The following is a 24,523-nucleotide window of genomic DNA, read 5'->3' as shown; positions in this document are numbered from 1 at the left end:
TATAACCTCACAGCAAATATCTTCTCATTTCGTCGTACGCATCTTCTCTGTCGGTTCTGACATAATGAATGCATTCTTCCCTGCGCAGGAACGTCATCTGCCTTTTTGCATAATGACGTGTTCCCTTCCGGATCATCTCTGCCGCATCTTCAACAGAATACTCACCGCGTATACAGGGAATCATCTCCTTGTACCCCAGGCCGTTCATGCTCCTGGCGTCTTCAGGTACGCCTTCCTCCAGCAGGGATGCCACTTCATTCTTTAATCCCTTTTGGATCATATCTGTTACGCGTTGATTGATCCGGTCATAGAGTAAATCCCTGTCCATTTCAGTGGAAACCACCTTCCAGCGGAATCGGCGGTCATTCTCATTCTCACGCCTGGGCTGTTCGGAAAAAGGAATTCCGGTAGCCTCCCATACTTCTATTGCACGAATAATCCTTCTGACATCATTCACCGGAAGACGTTGGGCAGTTACCGGATCTATACGTCGAAGCCTCTCATGCAGCGCGGCGCGTCCGTCTGCCGTTTCCGCCATTGCATGCAACGTCTTCCTCAGTTCTTCATTGGCCGGCGTCATTCCCATTCCCATGGGATGCATCAGCGACTGAAGATAAAGTACAGTTCCTCCGACAAACAATACATGTCTTCCCTTTTCTGTAAGCTGCAGAATCAGTTTCTCGGCTTCATCCCTGTAATCTGCAACGCTGAACATATCCGTTGGTTCACAGATATCCATCAGATAATGACATACACCGCCCATTTCTTCCTTTGTCGGTTTAGCGGTTCCGATATCCATTCTTCTGTAAATCTGCATACTGTCCATACACAGAATATCCCATCCCTGCTCCTGTGCGAGACGTACGCTCAGACTGGTCTTCCCGCTGGCTGTAGGCCCCGTTATGACTCTGCAGACAATCTGTTCTGTCATACTGTTCTCCGGTCAGTTCTGTATGCGTTTGAATTTCCTGTCCAGTTCCCTGTGGCTGATGGAAACCACAAGCGGTCTTCCGTGGGGACAGGTGGGTGTCACCTTCTGTTCAATCATTGTGTCAAGAAGGCTCCGCAATTCTTCTTCTGTCAGCGTTTCTCCGCCCTTAACGGCATGCTTGCAGGCGGTCTGAAGCAGCTGTGTCCGTTTCTTCTCAAAAGTCGGATCTTTTCCGTTCTGAAGATCGTTGATCACATCCCGTATAAAATCCTTTGTCTGTGCCTCGCCCAGAATTACGGGGATCGTCCTGACAGCTACATCCTTCTCACCAAACGCCTCAACAACGAGTCCTATGCTTTCCAGCGCTTCCCTGTTATCTTCCAGCAGGCGCTGTTCAGCATTTGTAACACCAAGCACAACAGGAACAAGCATTTCCTGGCCGGCCTGGGCTTTTTCCGTGTGTTCACTCATAAGCCTGTCAAACAGCAGACGCTCATGGACCGCGTGCTGGTCAACCATCAGCAGCTGGTCTTCATATTCAACCAGGATAAACGTGTTGAACAGCGCGCCGAATACTTTCATCGGTTTCCTGACTGCACTCAGGATTGTGTTAACCTGTTCTGCATTTTCTTTCATCACAGTGGGAGCTGCATACTCACGGCCGGCAGCAGGGATATTGATTGTTTCTGCCGGCTTTGGCGGGATATCCCTGTAAACGGGTTCCGGTTTTGGGGCAGGAGAAATAGCAGACGCACTGGCAGGGAGCGTCCGGCTGACTGTCACCGATTCATCAGGAGAAGGCAGCGGACGGCGCATGGCAGGAGCCGCCTGGACAGGAACTTCCGTCATCCGGTCAGAAGCTTTTTCCTTCTGGGGGCTGAGAGTCATCTCAACCGGATGCTGAAAAGCATCCTTTTCTTTCAATGCCATCAGCACAGCACTGAGTACAGCTTCATAAACCCCTGTTTCATCCCTGAATCGCACTTCCAGCTTATTCGGGTGTACATTGACGTCCACTGCTTCATACGGAATGGTGATATACAGTGCACAGACCGGGAATTTCCCAATCATCACCCGTTCCCTGCAGGCCGTTTCCAATGCTTCGTTCAGGATTTTATTATGCATGACACGGCCGTTGATGAAGAACATTTCCTGATTCCGGTTTCCTCTTCCGTTCTCTCCGATACCGACATACCCCTTGATGATCAGTCCGTTCCCGTGATCATTCACTTCTTTCATAAACTTCATGGCATAGCTTCCGTAAACCGTCTGCAATGCCGTGGCTGTCTGTCCGTCTCCGGGTGAATGAAATTCTGTTTTACCGTTTGAAATATACCTGAAACTGACATCGGGGCGGCTCAGTAAAAGCTGGACAATCAGATCGTGAACTGCCGAAGCTTCCTGACCGGCTTTTTTCATAAATCCTTTGCGGACAGGAACATTGAAAAACAAATCATTCACCTGGATTGTTGTGCCGACTGGGCAGGCAATTTCCTGTATATCAGTAATCCGTCCGCCTTCGTTTTTTACTTTCAATCCTGTATCGCTTGCAGCGGTCCGGGTTGTCATTGTAATCCGTGATACGGCTGCAATACTTGCAAGAGCCTCTCCGCGGAAGCCCAGAGTTGCAATGGCGTCAAGATCCTGTTCCCTGCTGATTTTACTTGTGGCATGCCGTTCAAACGCCATGCGGATATCGCTTTCATCAATACCGCTGCCATTATCGGCTACGCGGATGCTTGTCAGTCCGCCTTCCTGGATTTCGACTGTCACCGCTGTAGCACCGGCATCCAGACTGTTTTCAATCAGTTCCTTGATGGCCGCCGCCGGTCTTTCCACGACTTCACCCGCAGCTATTTTACCAATCAGGTTTTCACTCAGCGGTCTGATCTTTCCCATAGTGTTCTCCTTTTCAAATTGCCTTTTCCCGGCTTAAGGCTGATTACAGCTTGCGTGCCTTTTCCCGGAGCAGGAACAACGTATTCATCGCATCCATCGGCGTGATTGCCATCACGTCAATTTCCTGAAGCTCCTTGATTATTTCATCTTTTTTATACTCAAACAGATCCATCTGTTCATTTTTCCTGAAACCAGTATCCTCACCCAGAATATTCTGGCCAATGGTATTCTGGTTGATTTCACTGACTTCCAGCCTGGCCTGAATCTCATGCGCACGCACGATTACCGGATGAGGCACTCCCGCCAGCCTGGCCACATGAACACCAAAGCTTTTATCCGCACCGCCGCGAACAATTTTCCGAAGGAAGATAACGTCTTCCCCATGTTCCTTGACGGAAATACAGAAATTTTTCACCCCGTCCAGATGACCCTCGAGTTCACTTAATTCATGATAATGCGTCGCAAACAGGGTTTTTGCTCCGATCCGTTCCTTGTCAGCAATATATTCCACCACTGCCCATGCAATGGACAGTCCGTCAAATGTGCTGGTTCCCCGTCCGATCTCATCAAGAATAATCAGGCTGTTTTTCGTTGCGTTCCTGAGGATATGAGCGGTTTCGCTCATCTCAACCATAAAGGTACTCTGTCCGCTGGCCAGATCATCGCTGGCGCCTACCCTCGTAAAAATACGGTCACAGACCGGAAGGCTGGCCTCCCTGGCAGGAACAAAGCTTCCGATCTGCGCCATCAGGCAGATCAGCGCCACCTGACGCATATAGGTACTTTTACCTGCCATATTCGGTCCGGTGATAATCATCATCCGGTTTTCATTTCCGTCCAGCAGCGTATCATTGGGAATGAACCCGCCATCCTTCATATTCCTTTCCACCACAGGATGACGGCCCTCAACGATCGAAAGCGTTCCGTCCGAAGTAATGGAAGGACGTACATAATGATTTTCCGAAGCTGCCCGGCTCAGGCTCTGGAATACGTCAAGTTCCTTAAGCGCCTGAGCGGTTCTTTGGATTCCTTCAATCTGTTCAGCAATACGATCCCTGACCTCGCTGAAAAGCTGTAGTTCAAGGCGTACGCTTTGCTCCTGTGCGCCGATGATCTTCTGCTCAATTTCTTTCAGTTCAGGAGTCATATACCGTTCTGCATTGGTCAGCGTCTGCTTCCGGATATATCTTTCAGGTACCTGGCTCAGAAAGCTTTTGGTCACTTCAATGTAATACCCGAATACCTTATTGTACTGAATCCTGAGATTTCTGATACCCGTCTCTTCTCTTTCCCTGGCTTCGAGATCCAGGATCCATTGTTTTCCGCTGGTCTGTGCTTCACGGTATTCATCCAGGATCTGTGAATATCCTTCCCGGATAATCCCGCCCTCCGTGATAATGACAGGCGCGTCCGGATGAATGGCCCGATCCAGCAGGTCTGTCAGTTCCTCCAGCGGATTGAGTTCATCATGGATCCTGATCATTTCTGCACTTTGCACATTGATAAGCAGATTGCGGATTCCCGGTATACGCTTCAGGCTCGCACACAGGGCAAGGCAGTCCCTGGCATTCATATTCCTGTATGCAACCTTATTCATCAGGCGCTCCATATCGTACACGCCTTCAAGTTCTTCCGCCAGTGTCATGCCGAGAATCCTGTCATTGACAAGTTCCTCCACGGCATCCAGACGGTTGTTGATCTCCTTTTCATCCAGAAGGGGCTGTTCCACCCATCGGCGAAGCAGTCTTCCGCCCATTGCCGTACTTGTCAAATCAAGCAGGCCGAGAAGTGTACCCTTTCTGCGTTCTCCTCTCAGGCTCTCTGTAAGCTCAAGATTCCGCCTGGTATTCTGGTCCAGAAGCATGGTTTTTCCATTTTCTGCAATTCGCAGCGTACGGATATGTTCCAGACTGTTCTTCTGCGTTTCATGAAGATAACGCAGCAATGCGCCGGCTGCACAGGTGGCTTCTTTTTTATCATCCAGGCCAAGTGATGTCAGCTGGCTGAGATGAAAATGCTCGCAGATGGTATCTTCTGCGTTTCTCCGCTGGAACCAGACCCTTGGCTGTCCGTTGAGTCCCCTGATGTCTCCTCCTGTCAGCGCTGTCAGCTGCGGCGGATCATTGCAGATGACTTCCATCGGATTCACACGGACAATCTGCGCCCTCAGCAGATTTACTTCAGGCTCCATAACGAAAAACTCACCTGTGGATACGTCTGCATAGGCTATGCCAGTCTTTTTGCCGTCCAGATAGACGCACATAAGATAGTTGTTTGCCTTGTCTTCCAGCATGGCAGGATCCGTCACCGTGCCGGCTGTGATCACCCGGACCACATCCCGGTCCACGAGGCCTTTGGCCAGTGCCGGATCTTCCATCTGCTCACAGATGGCAACCTTGTAGCCTTTTGCAATCAGCTTTTCAATATAGGTATTCACGGAATGATAAGGAACGCCGCACATCGGTGCGCGTTCCTCCAGACCGCAGTCTTTTCCGGTCAGGGTCAGCTCCAGTTCTCTGGAGGCGGTTTTGGCATCTTCAAAAAAGAGCTCATAAAAGTCCCCCAGCCGGAACAGCAGCAAGCAATCCGCATACTGGTCATGAATACGCAGGTACTGCTGCATCATAGGTGAAAGTGCCATGTTGTTCCTTTCTCAGCGGCATCCGCTGCAGCAGGAGCAGTTGCCGGAACATCCCGTGCTGCCGCTGTTTTCCTCTTCCACTTCGCCGGTAATCACCAGCCGGAGGATCTTGTTTACATTATCCATCATGGTCTGAAAATCGTTTCTGTACTGTTTCAGCGTCCGGATCATTTCATTCTCATTCATCCGTTTTTCCGCTTCTTCCATTTCACGGCTGGCCTCAGCAAGTTCGTTCGCATTCATATCTGCGGCTGACAGAATCGCTTCCACACGCTGTCTCTTTTCGATCATGTCCCCCAGCGCCGCGGCAGCATCAGGATCATGGCGCACAGCCCCTTCCTGCTGTTTCATTTTCTGATACGTTTCACTGTTCAGGATCGCTTCCGCAAGTTCCTGGGCTTTCATCATAACTTCTCTCATATCCGTTTGTCTCCCTTATATTCTTTCGCCGGTCAGCGTATTATTCTTCAGTCCGGTCACTCGGCATTTCAGGATCTGTCCGATATCTTCATTACTGCCGTTGACCGTAATAGACACCGCATGCCTGCCTTTTCCGGATACAGCAGATTTGCTTCTTTTGCTCAGGCTCTCGACCAGGATTTCTTCTTCTGACCCGATGAACCGTTTCAATGTATCCTGCTGCAGTTCCTCCTGAAGTGCAATCAGGCGCTGGATTCTCTCCCGGGATACTTCATCCGGAATCAGGCCCTCCATTTTTGCCGCTTTTGTCCCCTTCCGCGGACTGTATATAAAGGTAAAGGCACTGTCGTACCGGACCTCACGCACAAGGCTCATTGTGTCCTCAAACTGCGCTTCTGTTTCACCGGGAAAACTGACAATAATATCTGTACTTAGTCCGATTCCGGGAATGGCTTCCCGCAGTTTTCGGACCCTGTCCAGATACTGTTCCCGGGTATAGTGCCGGTTCATCTTTTCCAGAATCTCATTATTGCCGCTCTGGACCGGCAGATGAAACTGCGGCAGGATGTGTTTACCGCTGCTCATCACGTCGATCAGCTCATCGCTCAGATCTTTCGGATGGCTCGTCATAAAACGGATCCGCGGAATACCGATTTCGTCCAGCTGCTTCAGCAGGGCTGCAAAAGTCGGGTCACCGGGCAATCCCTTCCCGTAGCTGTTGACATTCTGGCCCAGCAGCATAATTTCCTTTACGCCCGACTTTGCCAGTTCTTCAGCCTCGTGAAGAATACTGCTCATTTCGCGGCTCCGTTCCCTGCCGCGTACATAGGGAACAATACAAAAGCTGCAGAAATTATTACAGCCGTACATAATCGTAAGATAGGCAGCATCCTGTCTGAGTCTCCTGACCGGAAGCCCCTCTGCAATAACGTCTTTATCCTCAACACACACCTGCTGAGTACTGCTGTTCAGCGTTTCAAACAGCATTTCCGGTAACTTATGAAGATTGGCAGTACCGAACGCCAGATCCACAAACCTGTATTGTTTCAGAATGGTTTCCGCCATTCCGGGTTCCTGTATCATGCAGCCGCAGACAGCTATGATCATATCCGGCTTTGTTTTCCTGACTTCTTTCAGCCATGTAACATTGCCCAATGCACGTCTTTCAGCATTTTCACGTACACAGCATGTGTTGAATATTACGAAATCAGCTTCTTCACGTTCCGCTGCGGATTTCATCCCCATACGATCCAGCATGCCGGCGATTTTTTCAGAATCATGGGCATTCATCTGGCATCCGTATGTGACAACATAATAACTCTGCGGTCTGTGCGGAAGCTCCCGGATCAGCTCTGTATACCGCTCCTGGCGTTCCTGTTCTTCAGTTGTGACAAGGATCTCCTTTGTGTTCATTCTCTCTGCTCCCTCAGTACATATCCTGTTCCTCCGCAGACGGGACAGGCTTTCAATAGATTATCATATATTCCCGCTCTTGTGCGCTTTCTGGTCATTTCGATCAATCCCAGACTCGTCCAGCCGTGTATAACTGTCTTCACCCGGTCCCTGCTGAAGCACTCCTCCAGCCTGGTCAGGACCATACTACGGTCTGTTTCATTATCCATGTCTATAAAATCGATCAGGATGATTCCGCTCAGATTCCGCAGCCGTACCTGCTGGGCAATGGCGCCGCATGCCTCCAGATTGGTTTCAAGTATTGTCTGCTCTTTGGATCCGGAAACGGCAGCAGAAGCGGTATTGATATCAATCACCGTCATTGCTTCACACCGATCCAGGATAATATTGCCGCCCCCCGGAAGACGTACGGTACGTTCTCTGGCCTGTCTGACCTGCCTGGCAATACCGTCATCGGTTTCCGCAGACTCCTGAACTGTAGTGATACTGTCCCGGGCATAATCTTCCTGAAGCCGTTCTGCAATACTGCCTGAAAAAAGAAGACACCCCCGTTTTCCTCCCTTTGAAGCTTTTTCCTCTGTCATCCGCCAGGTTTCATACAGTGATTCTGCCTCCTGCCGGATCATCTCTGGTGCCGCAGCTTCCGCTGCTTTTCGCATCACAAGACCAAATCGGTCTGCAGCTATTTCACGTCCTGTTTTTTTCAGTTCCTCACGAACAGATTCATCGGTAATTCTGCTGCTGACACCGATATAGCGGTTCATAGGCATAAGGATAACCATCGTTCCGGGAAGCGTTATATCACGTGTCAGAAATGCTCCTTTTGTCCCGTTTTCCTCTTTCTTGATCTGGACAGTCAGGTTTTCACCGGAGCGTACTTTCCCTCCTGTAAAACTGCTGCTGTTTTCATCCAGCGGAAGAAAGCCGCTTTTCTTCCTCCCTATATCAACAAATGCACAGTTCATTCCGGGCATCAACCGGTCAGTTTTTCCAAGCAGAATATCCCCGCACTGATCCGACGGATCATTCGGTATGTATTCAACAAGCACACCGTCTTCCGTAACGGCACAAAACCCGGGGCCGCATATGATTTTCCTTATCATACTCAAAGCCTCTCCAGCGGAACAAGCCGGCCTTCCGGATCCATTCCCATGAGTCCTGTCCGGGTAACCAGCATTCGTACTTCTTCGCTTATCCCGGCTTCCCTGGCCAGCGCTTCAATCAGCATCCCCGGTTTGCAGGCCTCGCGTTCAGTCAGCACAAGTGTCGCCAGGATATGCTGTCCGTCACCCTTCAGTTCATAGATCAGCGGTTTGATATCGCATTCCTTCAGCGCTGTTTTTGTTTTTCGCATGGCAGTCACCGTTTCCTTTGCCATCATCGAAGGAATGGCGGCTGTCAGCTTCTCTGCCGTCTCCGGATCCCTGATCAGCAGGTCGTATTCTGCCGCACGAAGGCTGGCCATCAGTGCGGGATGTTTCTGATCCACCGCCCGTGCTTCAGACAGCTGCATATCCTTTGGCATGGCACGGTTCATCCGATCAAGGAACTCCTCTTCACTGACCTCCTCAGCCATCGTCACATCCATAATTTCCCGGGTCCCGCAGGCTCCTGTTGATAAAGCACTCGCGAATGTGATCAGGATATGGGGATTGAATCCGTTGGAATATGCCACCGGCAGGCCGCTCCTGCGGAGTCCGCGCTGTACGCTGCGCTGAATATCAAGATGTCCGATATGCCTGATTCTTTCACCTTTTTCAAACACTGCCAGCATTCGCATATGAACATACTCCCTTCCAGCGCTGTAAACCGCATCCGTTGCAGCCTTTCCGGCAATCCTTCGTTGTCTCCGCGCGTTCACTTTTTTCTTTTTCATGCCAGAGGAACTGTTTTGTAACCCCGCTGTCTATATGATCCCATGGCAGGACTTCTTCCTTTGTTCTGGCCCGGTGTGCGTAAAAAGCCGGGTCAAGGCCGCAGTCCCTGAATGCTTCCATCCACAGATCATAGCGGAAGGTTTCATTCCACCCGTCCAGAATGCATCCCTTTTCAAAAGCGCTCCTCAGCACACGGCCCATTCTTCGGTCACCCCGGGCAAAACAGGCTTCGAGGAAACTGACATAAGGCTCATGCCAGTGGAAAGTCACGCCTTTGATATTGAGCACCTGTCTCAGATGCTCCTGCTTTGCGATAATCGCATCCAGCGTATCCTGGGCAGCCCACTGGAAGGGCGTAAAGGGCTTGGGGACAAATACGCTTACGCTCACTGTCACCCGCAGCCCCTTGGCTCTTTGTGTCTTGGGGACATTAAAGTATTCGGCAATGACTTTCCTGGCCAGGTCCGCGATACCGTCCAGATCTTCTGTGGTTTCTGTCGGCAGGCCGGACATGAAATACAGTTTTACGCTGCTCCATCCGCCTTCAAAGGCATCCCGCACTTTGCCCAGCAGATCCTCTTCCGTTACACCTTTGTTGATCACATCACGCATGCGCTGCGTTCCTGCTTCCGGCGCAAAAGTAAGGCTGGTTTTCCTGACCTGCTGCGTTTCCTCAAGGCTTTCTTTCAGCACGCTGTCGATCCGCAGGCTTGGCAGAGAGATAGATATCCGCTTTTCCTTCATGCGTTTCATGAGCTCCCGGATCAGTTCAGGCAGGCAGCTGTAATCTCCGCTTGAAAGACTGCTCAGACTGATCTCTTCATATCCGGTGGAATTCAGCAGTTTTTCAGCCAGGTCAATCAGCTTTTCCATGCTTCTTTCCCGTACAGGCCGGTACAGAATGCCTGCCTGACAGAAACGGCATCCCCTTGTACACCCGCGCATGATTTCCAGCATGATACGGTCAAAGATCACTTCCGTATAAGGTACGGGAAACTCTTCAGGATAATAGGTGTTGTTCAGGTCAACAACCACCCGTTTCCGGACAGTCGCCGGTGCTTCCGCGCAATTGGGTGTCACAGACGCAACGGTCCCGTCCTCATTGTATGTCACGTCGTACAGGGAAGGAACATACACGCCTTCCAGTTGGGCAAGCTTTTTCAGGCAAGCTTCCCGGCTCAGTCCTTTTTCCTTGCGTTCGAGAATGACACGGTTCAGCTCTGTCATCACATCTTCCCCGTCGCCGATCATAAACGCGTCAATGAAATCAGCCAGCGGCTCCGGGTTAAAGGCGCAGGGTCCCCCGGCCACCACAATGGGGTCAGTTTCTCCCCGTTCACTGCTTTCCAGCGGAACACCACCCATCTTCAGCATCGCCAGGATATTGCTGAAGCTCATTTCATACTGGAGCGTGAAGCCGATAACGTCAAATGCGTTCAGCGGATGTCTGCTTTCCATGGACAGCAGCGGAAGCTGCTCTTCCTCCATCAGTGCGATCATATCCGTCCAAGGCATGAAAAACCGTTCGCACAGGCTCCAGCTTTCGCGGTTAATCAGCCCGTACAGAATCTTCATGCCCAGGTGGCTCATGCCTACCTCATATGTGTCCGGAAAACAGAATCCGAAGTGCAGCGGACATTCATCCCAGCCCTTCACTTCCGTATTCATCTCGCCGCCGGTATAGCGCGGTGCCTTCTGAACCTTTTCCAGGATTTTCTCAATTTTGTCATTTAAATCCATATCAGGATGCTCCATTTTCTGTTTTTACCTGACAGCAGGTGTCCAGTAATTCTGCTGATAGATATCAGTCAGCCTGAAGGTAACCTGGCATTTGCTCCTGTCAATCGGTGTATTGGCTATCTCAACCGTATCACCAAGCGTGATCGGTTCGCCCAGCTTGTAAGTATCGCGGTAAACGCCTTCATAGTCGAAGTAGTCACACAGGAACTGAAGCGTATCACCTTTTCCGATCGCAATCAGTTCTTTCGCCTGGGTGTCAGATTCATCGTCCGTATACTTTTTCAGCGCACCCGCAATATATCCGTCTCCGTCATGTTCACTGTCAAAATTCAGGATCAGGTTGACCTGTTCCCCGTTAAGCAGTGCGGGAACATATCCGCTGATCACGTAGTTATCTCCGTCATCCACGGTATTCAGATAGTAATAGGCCACCGGCTGACGGTCGATAGACAGCCATGTGCCGTCATATTCGGACATAAGGCTGTTACCTTCAGTCTCAAAGGTGGTATCCATGCCAAGGTCGATAAATCCTGTTCCGTCATTGTAGAACACATTCATCAACAGGGAGGTCACCAGATCCCACTGTTCTTTCTCCAGCGTAATTTTTCCGTCTTTCCATACCAGCCGGGAAGCGTCGAAATGATTGTCCAGGATATATTCAGCCGCGTTTTCCGCCGTCATGCTGCGGCCCATGAACAGGTCCAGGATGCTTCCCGTGGAACCGCTGCTGCCGCCTCCGTAAAGGCCGCCCAGCAGTTCCGTAAGGCCGCCTGAAGAGTAGGAGGATGTATAACCGCCGCCCTGTCCGAGCAGGCTTCCAAGCAGGTCCGGTGATGCATAGGCACCGCTCCCGTAATTGTTCAGGGACGTTCCTGCGCTGACCTGGCCGCTGACTTCCAGGCTGGCAAACTCCTGAATGCACCGGGTGTACTCTTCATCCATGCCGATCGCCTGGTAGGTGGACACCATCTGATTCACCTTGTTTGCCCGCTGGTAAGGGAAATAGATACTCAGGCCGTAGGCATGGCTGATGCTGCCGCCGGTTCTGTTATACTTCACAGCCCCCTGCAGTGCCTTGGCCAGCGACTTGCCCTCAGCAGTACCCATATTCTTTGCAAAATCCACCATGTCGATCTGGTCGATGCGGCTGGACTGGGCAAATTCCCGGGTTTTACTGCGTGCTTTGGATACCGTCTTGTATTCCTTGTTCTGAATCAGCTCGTTTGTATCAATACTGAACTGTTTCAGTTCATCCGGAACCGTAGCCTGGAGTTCGGCAAGGTCCACAACGCTGAGGGTTGTTGCCTGCCCGCGGCACTGGCGGTTGCAGACTTCAACGAAATCATCCGCGATCTGCTTTCCGATCTGAATTGTGGGAAGACTGGTGTTTTTGTTCAGGTTGTTCAGCCAGTTTGTATAATACCAGCCGACACCCGGTTCCGTTTCTTCGCTGGCAATCATATAATCCGCATACTGGCTCAGCATGATACCGTTTTCCACGGTTGCCATCAGACAGGCGTCAAATCCGATAAAATCAAACTTGACGTTCGCCTTTTTCAGGGCGCTGTTAATCCCGGCCAGTGTCATGGACTGGTTATGGCCGACCTTTTCATCATAACCGAATCCGCTGACCGAACCGCCGCCGTGATCCCAGAAAATGAGACACATCCGGTTTGCCGGGAAGTTTTTCTTACCGTACTGTATAAAGGTTGTCAGCGTATCGGGACTGACCATGCTTCCTCTGCCCATATCCTTTTCCAGGCAGAGGAACTTGCCATCCTTTATCTGATAAATCTGGTTTACAGATGAGGAAACAACATTGTTACGCCATCTGCTGCATCCTCCGGTAAACACAATCAGGTTTATTTTGTCTCCGACTGTTGCAGCAGCCATTTCCTTCAGGTCGGAAGTCGCCATTCCCTGCTGGCTTTCCAGGTCTGTGCCGCACATGTAAACCATGATTGTCACATTGTCCTGCTTGTTTCCGATAATCTCTGTGAATTTGGCCCGTGCTCCCGTGGCAACAGTCTCGTCCAGTGCCGTTGTGTTGTCTTCACCAGAAGAGGTAAAGTAAGGAACCGCGCTGCTCTGATTCGAAACAGTTCCCGTTCCTGTCAGTCCGGAAAAAAGGCTGTCAGCACTGCCGGTATAGTCATAGGCTGTGCTTCCGGATCCCATGAGGGAGCTCAGCAGGTTACTGATATCCATCCCGCTTCCCGAAGAAGCAGTTGAGCCTGAAGAGGTTTCGTCGGACTGTGTTACTGTATTCAGAATGTTCGTTACACTGCTGCTGCCGCTGTCTTCTCCTCCGAACAGGCCACTCAGTCCGCCGCCTCCCAGGAGAAGTACGAGGGCGGCAATAATCAGCAGCAGTTTGCCTCCGCCCATGCCAGAACCGCTTCCTGAGGCACGCTGGGTTCCCGTGCCGTTCTGTTTCACTCCGTAATGATGCTGTCCCTGTCCGCCTGCGTTTGTTCCGGTGGAAGGACGTGTACCGAATGGATCAGCCTGACCAGCTGCCGGACGTGATCCGAAAGGATTTGCAGAACCGCCTGCCGGCCTGGCTGTATTACCAAACGGATTCTGTGTGCCTGCCTTCTGACCACCCTGTCCGAACGGGAATCCGGAGCTGTCAGGTCTCTGGGCGGGGCGCTGCTGCCCGAAAGGATTCTGCTGAACCGGACGTCCGGAACCCGATTGTCCCGATGCCGGCCGCTGGTTCATATTACCGAAAGGCGACGCCTGTGACGCACTTTGCTGCTGACGGCGGTCTTCGTAGCTTCCCGTATTGTTTACAGGGCCTGTGCCAAGACCTTCACCGCGTTTCTCGACGCCTTTGCCTTCATTGACAACCTTTTTCTCCCGGGATCTCGGTTTTCTCTGCTCGTCCATGGTTCTTTCTCCTTTCATTTGGTTCGTGTATCTTTATGATCTTGTTTCTTAAGGAATCAGTTCTTCCATATCTTCCTTTTTTTCCGCATCTTCCGGCTGCGGCATTGGCGGCAGCCCGTTCAGATCTTCCAGTCCGAAATGGCTCAGGAACTCATCCGTTGTACAGAAGAGGATCGGTCTCCCGATGGTGTCTTTTCTTCCCGCTTCACGAATCAGTCCCTTCAGCATCAGGCTCTGAAGGCTGTAATCGCACTTGACACCCCGTATCTGTTCTACCTCAGCGCGGGTTACAGGCTGTTTGTATGCAACAACCGCCAGCGTCTCCATGGCCGCCTGGCTGAGGCTTTGCTGCTGAACAGGCTGTAATAGTCTTACAACATCTCCGGAATACAGCGGCCGGGTTGCCAGCTGCACATGATCTCCGAACCGTTTCAGCAGAAATCCCCGCTGTTCATAATCATATTCGTCCTTCAGGCTGTCGATTGCCTCCCGGACTTCCTTTTCTCCGGTCTGTAGCGCCCGTGCAAGTTCCTTGACAGGTACTGCTTCCCCTGCCACAAACAGGATGGCCTCGATTCTTCCCTTCAGGTTTCCTTCCTCATTGTTCAAGGGTCGTAGTCACCTCCCCGGTCATATCCGTCAGATCCTTCGGTGTCTTTTTTTGCCTGGCTTTACCGGCAATCAGCTCTATCCCGCCGTATACAGCATCCTGTTTCACATGCATCTGTCCAAGCTTAAGCAGCTCCAGAACCGCCAGGAAATACGTAACAACTTCCTCCCGTGTAGGTGCTTCCGAAAAAGCGTCCTCAAACCGCATCCTTTTTTTCTTACGGATACGATAGATCAGGTTCAGCATGCATTCCTGCACTGTATGACTGTCTCTGTGGATGTTCCTCGGTGCGTAATGATTGCTTTCAGGATCATCATCCAGCTGCGGCCTCCGCTGCCAGATCCTCAGGAAAGCTTCCTGCAGTCCCTGCAGCGTCAGGCCTGTCAGTTCAACCTCCTGCGGCGGAAGCGGGTATTCCTCGGGCAGTTTTGTGAAAACACGTTTTGCGGCGTCTTCAAAGGATTTCATGCTTTCGGCCGTTTCCCGGAATCGTTTATATTCCTCGAGCCTTCTGATCAGTTCAGTTTCGGGATCTGTTTCATCCTCTGTTTTCGGCGGACGCGGCAGCATGGCCCGGCTTTTGATTTCCAGCAGCGTTGCCGCCATCAACAGGAAGTCGCTTGCCTCATCCATATCCAGGTCAGGCGCATTCCGGACTATTTCCAGATACTGGTCTGTAATTTCACTGACAAAGATATCCCGGATATCAATCTGGGCTTTGCCGATCAATGTCAGCAGCAGATCCAGCGGACCGTCAAAATCCTTCAGCTTAAAGGCCAGTGTGATCATTGATAATCTATTATCTCCGTCTTCAGATAATCAGGGATATCACAGATGTCAGGGCACCCATCACCGCGCTGTTCGCAGCAGAGAGCACGCCTGAGAGAGCACCGCTCATGCAGATAACCAGAAAAACAACATGAATGGTCTGCATTGTCTGTGCACTCAAAGCCAAACGGCCTTTGAAAACAAACTGATCCATGAACCGGAAGCCGTCCAGCGGCGGCACGGGAAGCAGATTAAAGATTGCCAGGCCCAGGTTCATCTGCGCCAGCATCAGAAACAGCCTCTGCACATACATCAGCCAGGGGATCTGAGCATAATCAGCCAAAGCCTTTAACTCTCCGGAATAAACATAATACGGTAAAAAGCCTTCATAAATATTGATCAGCAGGGCTTTATCACCCATTTGTGAAACAATCTCTTTCCCCCAGATGAATTTTGCAAGAATAGCTGAAATAATCAGGCTCAGGATACAGATCAGCAGATTCGTCACAATACCTGCCAGGGAAACAATGATGTAATCCCTTCTGTAATGACGGAAATTGCGGGGATTGACCGGCACGGGTTTTGCCCATCCCACCCTCAGAAAAATCATACAGATCGTACCAAGCGGATCCAGGTGTTTGCGGGGATCCAGTGTCAGACGCCCCAGCCACCATGCAGTAGAGTCACCGCATTTCAGCGCGGCATAACCGTGTGCACATTCATGGATGATCAGGCTGAACAACAGGCAGATAGCCAAATACAGCAATGTGATAATCGTTCCGCCCGGATCCATCCTCAGTTCTTGCAGCATCGACGTAATACCAGAAAACATAGTTTCAAATCTCCTTATGAATTAGCTCTCCTGAGCAATTCCGCCTCATCAATGGTCTCGATGCCAAGACTTTGCGCCTTGGTCAGCTTGCTGCCTGCGTCTTCGCCGACTACCACGAATGCGGTTTTTTTACTGACGGATCCGGAAGCGTTGCCGCCCCGGCTGCGGATCAGGTCTTCCGCCTGCTTCCGGCTGAGTGTTGGCAGCGTACCTGTCACCACAATACTCATGCTGGAAAAAACACCTTCCGCCGCGGAATGCATTTCACCGGGATGAACACCGGCAGCAAACAGTCTTTCAATCATCTGATTGTTTTCCGGGAAACTGAAATACTCAATTACACTGCCCGCCACAATCCCGCCGATATCCGGAATGGCCGTCAGCGACGCTTCATCAGCTGCTTTCAGTTTCTCCAGCGATCCAAAGTGCTGGGCCAGATCCCTGGCCGTTTTCCTGCCCACATTCGGAATGCCCAGTGCAAACAGGAAGGCATCCAGATCACAGTGTTTACTCTTTTCCAGGGCGTCCGACAGGTTTCCGGCCTTTTTTTCCTTAAAGCCTTCCAGCATCAGGAAGTCCATGGGCGTCAGTGTATACAGGTCTGCCGGCTGTCTGACACCCATCTGGTCATACAGCTGCCCGGCCGTCTTTTCACTGAAGCCGTCAATATCCATCGCTTCGCGCCCGGCAAAATGAGCCAGTCGTGCCACAGCCTGGGGCCGGCAGCTTTCACGGTTCATGCAGAACAGATGTGCTCCCCGTTCAATCAGAGGACTTCCGCACGCCGGACAGATCTGCGGCTTTTCAATCGGTTTTTCATCCTCTTTCGGATCTCCGGCCCGTCCCATAATTTCAGGGATAACATCGTTGCTTCGCCGGATCCACACATCGCAGCCGATCGCCACGTCTTTTCGCTGTATATCTCCCAGATTATTCAGCGTGGCCTTTTTCACTGTCACCCCGTAGAAATCCACAGGTTCCACATGAGCAAGCGGGGTCAGTTTCCCGGTTCTTCCAAGTTCCCAGGTGACGTCAAGAAGTTTTGTGACGCATTCCTCTGCCTTGAATTTATATGCAACCGCCCACCGCGGGAATTTTTCCGTAAATCCCATCCGTTCCCGCAGGGTATAATCACCGACCTTGATCACAACGCCGTCAATCAGCCAGTCGAGACTGCTGCGTCGTTTTTCCACCTCCAGAATACATTCTTCCAGAGCCTGGCGTCCTTTGCTGCTTCCCAGGTATGGGCTGACCTGAAAACCGTTCTGCCGCAGGAAATCCAGCATACCGGGCTGGCTGTCATAGGGCGGGTTTTCAATGGTCCCGATCTGATAGAAAAATGCGTCCAGATGCCGGGAAGCCGTAACCGCCGGATCCAGATTCCGCAACGCTCCTGCAGCTGCATTCCGCGCGTTTTTAAGCGGTTCCTTCGCTGTTTTATTATACTTTTCCAGGGTGCTCAGCCGCATGATGCATTCACCCTGTACTTCCAGCAGCCCCTTGTATGGAATGGCTTTGGGAACCGAATGAATTGTGCGTGCCTGCGGCAGAATCGCCTCGCCCGTAATACCGTTTCCGCGGGTGGCAGCCTGAACCAGATTACCGTTTTCATACGTCAGGTTTAGCGTCAGTCCGTCAAACTTGTATTCCAGATAGTACTGGAGGTTTTCAGCCTCTGCCAGTTTTTCCGTCCGCTGAATCCAGGCTTCCAGTTCTTCAAGGCTCTGCACCTTGTCCAGGGACCACAGCCTTGTGATATGGCGGTGTTCCTCAAAGCTTTTCAGTGGCTCTCCGCCGACTTTTTTTGTCGGGGAATCAGGCAGCACAATGCCGGTTTCGCTCTCAAGCTTTTTCAGTTCATCATACATCTGATCCCATTGCATGTCAGAAATGATGGGATTATCCAGCACATAATAGGCATAGGATGTCTCATTCAGCCGCCTGACCAGCTGCTCCATCCGTTCCCGTGCCTCGCTCATTCCTTTTCCCCCACTTTTACGATCGGAGCCACCGCCAGTGAGAGTTCACGCTCACCGGCCGTCTCAAAATTGATCCTGATTCTCGCTTCTGCGCCGTTTCCGGAAACTTCGGTCACTTCCCCGAAACCAAACTTCGGATGCCTGACTCTTTCGCCCGGACTGAAGAGTTTCTGCATGGCAGACCCTGCAAATGCGTTTGCAGCGCTGCCTGTAAAACCCCTGGACACACCAGGAATACTGTTCAGGTTCTGTCCGTTCAGCTTCAGCTTCGGCTTGCCAAGTGAAGCCAGCGGTATACGTTTGACCGTTTCAGTTTCCGGGAACTCGCTCTCCCATGTGCTGAAGTTTTCTGTACGTCCCGGTCTCTTTTCGATCCTTCGTCCATATCCGTATCCTGCGGCTGCGGAATACTCTTCCCTGACCAGTCTGGCAGGTATTTCCTCCAGGAATCGGCTCGGCGGATTATGACTGTACTGGTTGTACATCATCCGTTCAGATGCGCGTGACAGATACAGCCGTTTTCTTGCCCTTGTTATACCGACATACATCAGTCGCCTTTCCTCTTCCAGCCTGTTGTCCTCCTCCAGACTTCTGGCCGACGGGAAAATGCCCTCTTCCATACCGGGAATGAAAACATTGTCAAATTCCAGACCTTTGGCTGAGTGAAGGGTCATCATTGTCACATATCCGCTCCGGTCTTCCGCCCGGTCAAGATCTGTCACAAGCGCCACATTCTCAAGGTATGCCTCCAGGGTCGGCTGTTCACCCAGCATCGCGAATTCATGCACCGAGCCACGGAATTCCTGTATGTTTTCAATTCTGTTCAGTGATTCCTCAGTGTCTTCTTTCCGGTACTGTTCCTCCAGGCCCGTCATCTGGATCAGCATCTCCACAAAAGCTTCAAGCTCCATGGTTTCTTTCATGGCGCACAGCATTGTCATCAGGCGGAAAAACTCTGTCACGCTGTTTCTGGCGCGGCTGCTCATATCATCAGGAAGATCCGCCATCGCGGCAAAAAGCGGCAGGCCCTGTCTTGCTGCATGTTCTGCCAGCGCCTGAACTGTTGTATCCCCGATCGATCTTTTGGGTACATTGATAATACGGGTCAGCGAAATATCGTCCGCCGGATTGGCAACCACCCTCAGATATGCCAGGATATCCTTGATTTCCTTGCGTTCGTAGAATTTCTGCCCGCCGAAAACCCTGTAAGGAATCCCGGCCTGCATAAGTACTTCTTCAGGAATACGGCTCTGTGCGTTCGTACGGTAAAGCAGCGCTACGTCCCCATATTGTATTCCCTGTTTTTTCAGTTCCTGAATCTGCTGGATAATCCAGGCCGCTTCGTCTCTTTCATCCTGTCCGCAGTAACTGACAATCTTGTCTCCGTCGCCGTGTTCCGTCCACAGGGTTTTGTCCTTCCGGCCTTCATTATGGGCAATAACCTGATTGGCAGCGTCCAGGATATTGCCTGTGGAGCGGTAATTCTGCTCCAGTTTGATGACGACTGCATCCGGGTAATCATTTTCAAATTCGAGGATATTCCGTATATCCGCGCCGCGCCATCCGTATATGCTCTGGTCATCATCCCCGACCACGCATAGATTCCGGCTTTCCGCTGTCAGCAGTCTCAGCAGCTCATATTGTGTGCGGTTTGTATCCTGATACTCATCGACCATGACATACCTGAATCGTCTCCGGTATACCTCCAGGACAGGCGGATGGTCGGCCAGCAATACAAGGGTTTTCAGCAGCAGGTCATCAAAATCAAGCGCATTCATTGATTTCATGCGCTTTTCATATTCCGTCATGACATCATGGATCATGGAGGATCTTCTGTCGCGCAGTGACTTTGCGAACCATTCATCCGGCATGAGCATTTTGTTTTTTGCGTCGCTGATTTTAGCCCGTATTTCCCTTACCGGCAGGAACTTATCGTCTATATTCTGCTGTTTCAGGATATCCTTCAGGATCCTCTGCTGATCATCGTCATCATAAATCGTAAAAGACCGGCTGTATCCGATCTTTTCAATATCTCTGCGAAGAATCCGGGCACAGGTGGAGTGAAAGGTGCTTATCCAGGCTTCTTCAGCCTTCTCTTCACCAATCAGGCTCTGCACCCTCGTCTTCATTTCTTTTGCGGCCTTGTTGGTAAATGTCAGTGCCAGAATCGACCAGGCCGGCACTCCGTGGTCAATCAGGTTTGCGACCCGGTAAGTCAGTGCCCGGGTTTTCCCGCTTCCTGCTCCGGCCAGGATCAGTACAGGGCCATCCAGCGTCTCGGCAGCCCTTCGTTGTTCCGGGTTTAATGTAGTCAGATCCATGCTTATTTTTCTTCTCCCATAGCATCAAGAACACGGCGATAGCCGTCCGCTCCGTATGAAAGCGAGCGGTTAACCCTGGAGATCGTAGCACTGGATGCGCCGGTCTCCTCCGCGATCTTCTGGTAAGTTTCCTTTCTGTCAAGCAGATAAGCCACTTCCAGCCGCTGGCTGATGCTCTTGATTTCCGGGATCGTACAGATATCCTCAAAGAAGCGATACGCATCTTCTTCGCTCTTCAGCGTAAGGATAGCCTTCATCAGCAGATCGGTCTGACTGTTTCTGATTTTAGGTTCAAACATAAACGTCACTTCCCGCTCAATTTCACACTTTAGCGTGCGAATATATGATACCATAAATCCCCCGAAAAAAATATGTATTAATTGTTACGTTTTTTATGCTGCCCTTTGTTATGCATCCCTGTGCTTCTTATGAATAAACCCTTGACACGGTTCTTTATCTCTTCTAAACTGACATATACTTACGATGATGAAAGGTGGGATTCCAATGGCGTTTGTCGAAGAGAATTTCGGTATCAATGTATTCAATGATTCCGTGATGCGCCAGCGTCTCCCCAAGGAAACCTACAAAACCCTGCATAAGACCATTGATGAAGGCCGCCGTCTTGATCCCCAGGTTGCCAGCGTTGTTGCAAACGCCATGAAGGATTGGGCACTGGAACGCGGCGCCACACATTATACGCACTGGTTCCAGCCGTTGAACTCCGTCACGGCTGAAAAGCATGATGCTTTTATTACTCCTGTACAGGGCGGCAAAGTCATCCAGGAGTTTTCCGGGAAAGAGCTGGTCCGCGGCGAAGCGGACGCTTCCTCCCTCCCCAGCGGCGGTCTGCGCTCCACTTTTGAGGCGCGCGGTTATACTGCCTGGGATCCTACCTCCTATGCCTTTATCAAGGAACACGTTCTCTGCATTCCGACAGCTTACTGTTCCTACGGCGGAGAAGCGCTGGATAAAAAGACTCCTTTGCTTCGGTCCATGGAAGCGCTGAACAGGCAGGCAGTCCGCATTCTCCGTTTGTTCGGCCGTCTGGATGCTACCCGCGTGATGCCCACAGTCGGTCCCGAGCAGGAGTATTTTCTGATCGAGAAAGAGCTTTATGACAAACGCAGCGACCTGATTTTTTCTGGACGCACACTTTTCGGTGCCCCTGCTCCCAAAGGGCAGGAGCTGGGTGATCATTTCTTCGGCACCATCAAGACCCGGGTTCAGGCTTTTATGACAGAGCTGAATGAAGAGCTGTGGAAAGTCGGCGTACTTGCTAAAACAGAACATAACGAGACCGCTCCCGCTCAGCATGAAATGGCTCCGATCTATTCCATCGTGAATGTTGCCTGCGACCACAATCAGCTGACAATGGAAATCATGAAGAAAGTCGCCCGCCGCCACGGTCTTCATTGTTTACTGTCAGAAAAGCCTTTTGCCGGCGTCAACGGCAGCGGCAAACATAACAACTGGTCCATGTTTACCAATACCGGCTATAATCTTCTGAATCCCGGTGACAGTCCTCATGAAAGCGCCCAGTTCCTGCTTTTCCTGACTTCTGTGATCAAAGCTGTGGATGACTACCAGGATCTTCTCCGTGCATCCGTGGCCTCTGCCGGAAACGATCATCGTCTCGGAGGTTGCGAGGCTCCTCCTGCAATCATCAGCATCTTCCTGGGAGATGAGCTGACTGAAATCCTTGAAGCACTGGAAGCCGGTTCCATCTATAACGGCCGTGAAAAAACTGACATGACCATCGGCGTTCATGTGCTTCCAAAGTTCCCGAAAGACACCACAGACCGCAACCGGACCTCTCCCTTTGCCTTTACCGGCAACAAATTTGAATTCCGTTCCCTCGGTTCATCTGATTCCATTTCTGATGCCAATGTTGTATTGAATACCATTGTCGCGGAAAGTCTCCGTCAGTTTGCTGACGAACTTGAAAATGCAGCCGATTTCCGCACTGCCCTGCATGATCTTATCGTCAGAACCATTCACGATCATAAACGCATCATTTTCAACGGTAACAACTATACAGATGAATGGGTGGAAGAGGCTGAGAAGCGCGGTCTTGCCCGTCTGGATTCCACAGTGGACGCACTCCCCTGCTATACAGCAGAAAAGAATATCCGCCTTTTTGAGACCCATAAGGTTCTTTCCGAGTCTGAGCTTCGTTCACGCCGGGATATCGGCCTGGATTCCTACGCCAAAATCATCATGATCGAAGCTAAAACCATGATTATGATGACCCGCCGTCAGATCCTGCCTGCCGTACTTCGTTTCACCGGCGATATTGCCGCTGCGTCCAGGAACATCCGGGAAATCGGCATCGATTTATCCAGCGGTACCGAGCTGGTGTCCACGCTTTGCAGCACCACAGATCAGCTGAACCGCGATCTCTCCATGCTCGAGTCTGCTGTCAGAGCCTTCCCTGCCGGAGACGATCTACTGGCGGCAGCCCGCTATATGCATGACACCGTTCTGCCTGCCATGTCAGACCTGCGTTCCTCCGCTGACGCGCTTGAGCAGCTGACTGAACGCAGTTACTGGCCGTTCCCGACTTATAACGAACTGCTTTTCAGCATCTGATCCGAAATACAGAACAGGCTGCCGTACGGCAGCCTGTATTTTATTTCTTTTCCTTATCGAACAGAAGGGTCCATCCTTCCGGCTCTTTCCGGATTTCATGGGTTTCTATAGGCACGCCCATATCCACAGCCGGCGCGGATTCCAGCCTTTCATTGTCCATATACTCAAGAAATGCTTTCAGTTCCCCTGCCACTCTTACCATCGGCTGATGGGAGCAGAGCACATACAGGATTTCCTGTCCATGTTCCTTTTCCAGAGTACGGATCAGATCTTTCATGTTTTCCCGCCATCTGCGCACCGGCAGAGAAGAAGGAAACCATATCCATGTGCAGGGATTCCAGTCGTCGCCTGTCAGAAGCAGCTGCAGTTCCTTCAGATACAGCACAATACTTCCCGGTGTATGTCCGGGAACATGAATCACCTGCACCTGCATATGGCCAAGCTCCACTGTTGTCCGTTCAAACCGGCCGGAAGATTCGTCAAAGAGGATGGGTTCCGGCGCCTTGAAGCATACAGACATAAAGTCTTCCGGTATCAGTACACCTTTCTGTTCCGCCTGCTTTGCCACCTTCATTCTCTGCAGAGAGCCTGTCCGCTGTCTGAATTCATCCAGATCTTCGGAACACATCCTGCTTTCGCCGAACCATCTGACGCCCAAAATATGATCATGATGACCGTGAGAAAGCAGCACACTGACAGGTTTCCCTGTCAGTGTCTGCACAAAGGCTTTTACATTTTCTGTTCCGTATCCCGTATCAAAGAGTATGGCACGTTCCGTTCCCTCAATCAGCGTCATGGAGACACCCATGGCATCGGAGATATGCGTCACTCCCGGGAATACTTTTTCAGCATGAAACATTTTTACGCCTTGTAGCCGATTTCATCAGCCAGTTTCTTTTCAATAATCACTGTGGCATCCCTGTGCAGCCGCATAAAGGTGCAGGGGCATTTCGGATCAATCTTGTCCTGTATCAGCAGCTTGGTGGCCGCTTCCTGCTTATTGCCGTTAATGATCATGATCAGGCGCTTCGCCCGCATGATGTTTCCCATGCCCATTGTTACCGCATGCGTGGGAACATCTTCCTTGCTCGCAAAGAACCGTTTGTTGGCCTCGATTGTGGAATCATCCAGTGTTTCCTCATGGGCGCCGTCATACAGGGTTTCACCGGGCTCATTGAATCCGAGATGACCGTCCGGGCCGACGCCCAGAACCTGAATTTCAATCTCTGTCTTGTCCAGTATGTCATTGAACTCTTTCAGGTTCGCCGCAACATCACCGGTACCTTTGGCCACATAGGTGTTGGCCTTGTCAATGTTGATATGGTCAAACAGATTGGTATTCATGAAATAGCGATAGCTCTGGTCATGCGTACCGTCCAGGCCTACGTATTCGTCCAGGTTCACGCTGTGAATCCGGCTGAAATCCAGGCCTTCCTCCCTGCAGCGCCGCGCCAGTTCCCTGTACATTCCTACCGGGCTGGATCCTGTTGCCAGGCCGAGCGTACATTCGGGATTTTCTCTCACAATCTTCTCGATAATGTCCGCAGCTTTACATGCACCGTCTTCATAGTCCTTTGCGATAATAACCTTCATTTTCATTTCCCCCTTGAA

General features: G+C 51.2%; 18 protein-coding genes. 1 reads left to right on the top strand and 17 read right to left on the bottom strand.

Going from position 1 to position 24,523, the window contains the following annotated elements; genetic code table 11:
• Window positions 1–7 precede the first annotated feature (7 nt).
• The 15 genes from miaA to JYE49_RS04190 are packed head-to-tail and all read right to left on the bottom strand — an operon-like array spanning window position 8 to window position 20,622.
• Window positions 8–931, bottom strand: a complete 924-nt coding sequence (gene miaA, locus JYE49_RS04260; protein ID WP_093956221.1) for a tRNA (adenosine(37)-N6)-dimethylallyltransferase MiaA — start codon at window positions 929–931, stop codon at window positions 8–10.
• A gap of 12 nt (window positions 932–943) precedes the next feature.
• Window positions 944–2,830: a DNA mismatch repair endonuclease MutL gene (gene mutL, locus JYE49_RS04255; RefSeq protein WP_093956220.1), complete on the bottom strand. Its 1,887-nt coding sequence runs from the start codon at window positions 2,828–2,830 to the stop codon at window positions 944–946.
• 43 nt (window positions 2,831–2,873) lie between these two features.
• On the bottom strand, window positions 2,874–5,471 hold the full coding sequence (gene mutS / locus JYE49_RS04250; RefSeq protein WP_093956219.1) for a DNA mismatch repair protein MutS: 2,598 nt from the start codon (window positions 5,469–5,471) through the stop codon (window positions 2,874–2,876).
• A gap of 12 nt (window positions 5,472–5,483) precedes the next feature.
• Window positions 5,484–5,891 carry a YlbF/YmcA family competence regulator gene (locus JYE49_RS04245; RefSeq protein ID WP_093956218.1) on the bottom strand — a complete coding sequence of 136 codons (408 nt, stop codon included), beginning with the start codon at window positions 5,889–5,891 and terminating at the stop codon, window positions 5,484–5,486.
• 15 nt (window positions 5,892–5,906) lie between these two features.
• Window positions 5,907–7,304, bottom strand: coding sequence for a tRNA (N6-isopentenyl adenosine(37)-C2)-methylthiotransferase MiaB (gene miaB / locus JYE49_RS04240; protein ID WP_093956217.1), 1,398 nt, complete (start codon window positions 7,302–7,304; stop codon window positions 5,907–5,909).
• The gene (locus JYE49_RS04235; protein WP_093956216.1) at window positions 7,301–8,407 is read right to left on the bottom strand and encodes a ribonuclease E/G; all 1,107 of its coding nucleotides are present in this window, start codon (window positions 8,405–8,407) and stop codon (window positions 7,301–7,303) included. Before JYE49_RS04235 ends, miaB begins: the two co-directional genes overlap by 4 nt.
• Before the next feature lie 2 nt (window positions 8,408–8,409).
• Window positions 8,410–9,084 (bottom strand): TIGR03936 family radical SAM-associated protein, encoded by a 675-nt coding sequence (locus JYE49_RS04230; protein WP_093956215.1) that lies wholly within the window; start codon window positions 9,082–9,084, stop codon window positions 8,410–8,412.
• A complete protein-coding gene (locus JYE49_RS04225; protein ID WP_093956488.1) occupies window positions 9,062–10,921 on the bottom strand; it encodes a TIGR03960 family B12-binding radical SAM protein in 1,860 nt (619 codons plus the stop codon). Before JYE49_RS04225 ends, JYE49_RS04230 begins: the two co-directional genes overlap by 23 nt.
• Before the next feature lie 24 nt (window positions 10,922–10,945).
• Window positions 10,946–13,813 carry a clostripain-related cysteine peptidase gene (locus tag JYE49_RS04220; protein WP_143754444.1) on the bottom strand — a complete coding sequence of 956 codons (2,868 nt, stop codon included), beginning with the start codon at window positions 13,811–13,813 and terminating at the stop codon, window positions 10,946–10,948.
• Window positions 13,814–13,861: 48 nt separating this feature from the next.
• On the bottom strand, window positions 13,862–14,422 hold the full coding sequence (gene scpB / locus JYE49_RS04215; protein WP_093956213.1) for an SMC-Scp complex subunit ScpB: 561 nt from the start codon (window positions 14,420–14,422) through the stop codon (window positions 13,862–13,864).
• Window positions 14,412–15,212 (bottom strand): segregation and condensation protein A, encoded by an 801-nt coding sequence (locus JYE49_RS04210; protein ID WP_093956212.1) that lies wholly within the window; start codon window positions 15,210–15,212, stop codon window positions 14,412–14,414. The genes scpB and JYE49_RS04210 overlap by 11 nt, the downstream gene beginning before the upstream one ends.
• 22 nt (window positions 15,213–15,234) lie before the next feature.
• Window positions 15,235–16,002, bottom strand: a complete 768-nt coding sequence (locus JYE49_RS04205; RefSeq protein ID WP_179217210.1) for a site-2 protease family protein — start codon at window positions 16,000–16,002, stop codon at window positions 15,235–15,237.
• A gap of 35 nt (window positions 16,003–16,037) precedes the next feature.
• Entirely contained in the window at window positions 16,038–18,002 is a 1,965-nt protein-coding gene (gene ligA, locus JYE49_RS04200; protein ID WP_093956210.1) for an NAD-dependent DNA ligase LigA, read from the bottom strand.
• A complete protein-coding gene (locus JYE49_RS04195) occupies window positions 17,999–20,323 on the bottom strand; it encodes an ATP-dependent helicase (protein ID WP_093956209.1) in 2,325 nt (774 codons plus the stop codon). The genes ligA and JYE49_RS04195 overlap by 4 nt, the downstream gene beginning before the upstream one ends.
• Window positions 20,324–20,325: 2 nt before the next feature.
• On the bottom strand, window positions 20,326–20,622 hold the full coding sequence (locus tag JYE49_RS04190) for a YerC/YecD family TrpR-related protein (protein ID WP_093956208.1): 297 nt from the start codon (window positions 20,620–20,622) through the stop codon (window positions 20,326–20,328).
• A 205-nt stretch (window positions 20,623–20,827) separates the two neighbouring features.
• Here JYE49_RS04190 and JYE49_RS04185 point away from each other — a divergent pair, with 205 nt between their 5' ends.
• On the top strand, window positions 20,828–22,912 hold the full coding sequence (locus JYE49_RS04185) for a glutamine synthetase III family protein (RefSeq protein ID WP_093956207.1): 2,085 nt from the start codon (window positions 20,828–20,830) through the stop codon (window positions 22,910–22,912).
• A gap of 40 nt (window positions 22,913–22,952) precedes the next feature.
• Here the strand turns inward: JYE49_RS04185 and JYE49_RS04180 are convergent, their stop codons facing one another.
• Together JYE49_RS04180 and JYE49_RS04175 are read right to left on the bottom strand one after the other, a co-directional pair.
• A complete protein-coding gene (locus JYE49_RS04180) occupies window positions 22,953–23,771 on the bottom strand; it encodes an MBL fold metallo-hydrolase (protein ID WP_093956206.1) in 819 nt (272 codons plus the stop codon).
• A gap of 2 nt (window positions 23,772–23,773) precedes the next feature.
• A complete protein-coding gene (locus JYE49_RS04175; RefSeq protein ID WP_179217209.1) occupies window positions 23,774–24,505 on the bottom strand; it encodes a glucosamine-6-phosphate deaminase in 732 nt (243 codons plus the stop codon).
• Between the last annotated feature and the right edge of the window lie 18 nt (window positions 24,506–24,523).

The organism is Aristaeella hokkaidonensis, from assembly GCF_018128945.1.
In the GTDB taxonomy this organism is placed as follows: domain Bacteria; phylum Bacillota; class Clostridia; order Christensenellales; family Aristaeellaceae; genus Aristaeella; species Aristaeella hokkaidonensis.
This window is presented reverse-complemented; position numbering and strand designations above follow the sequence as displayed.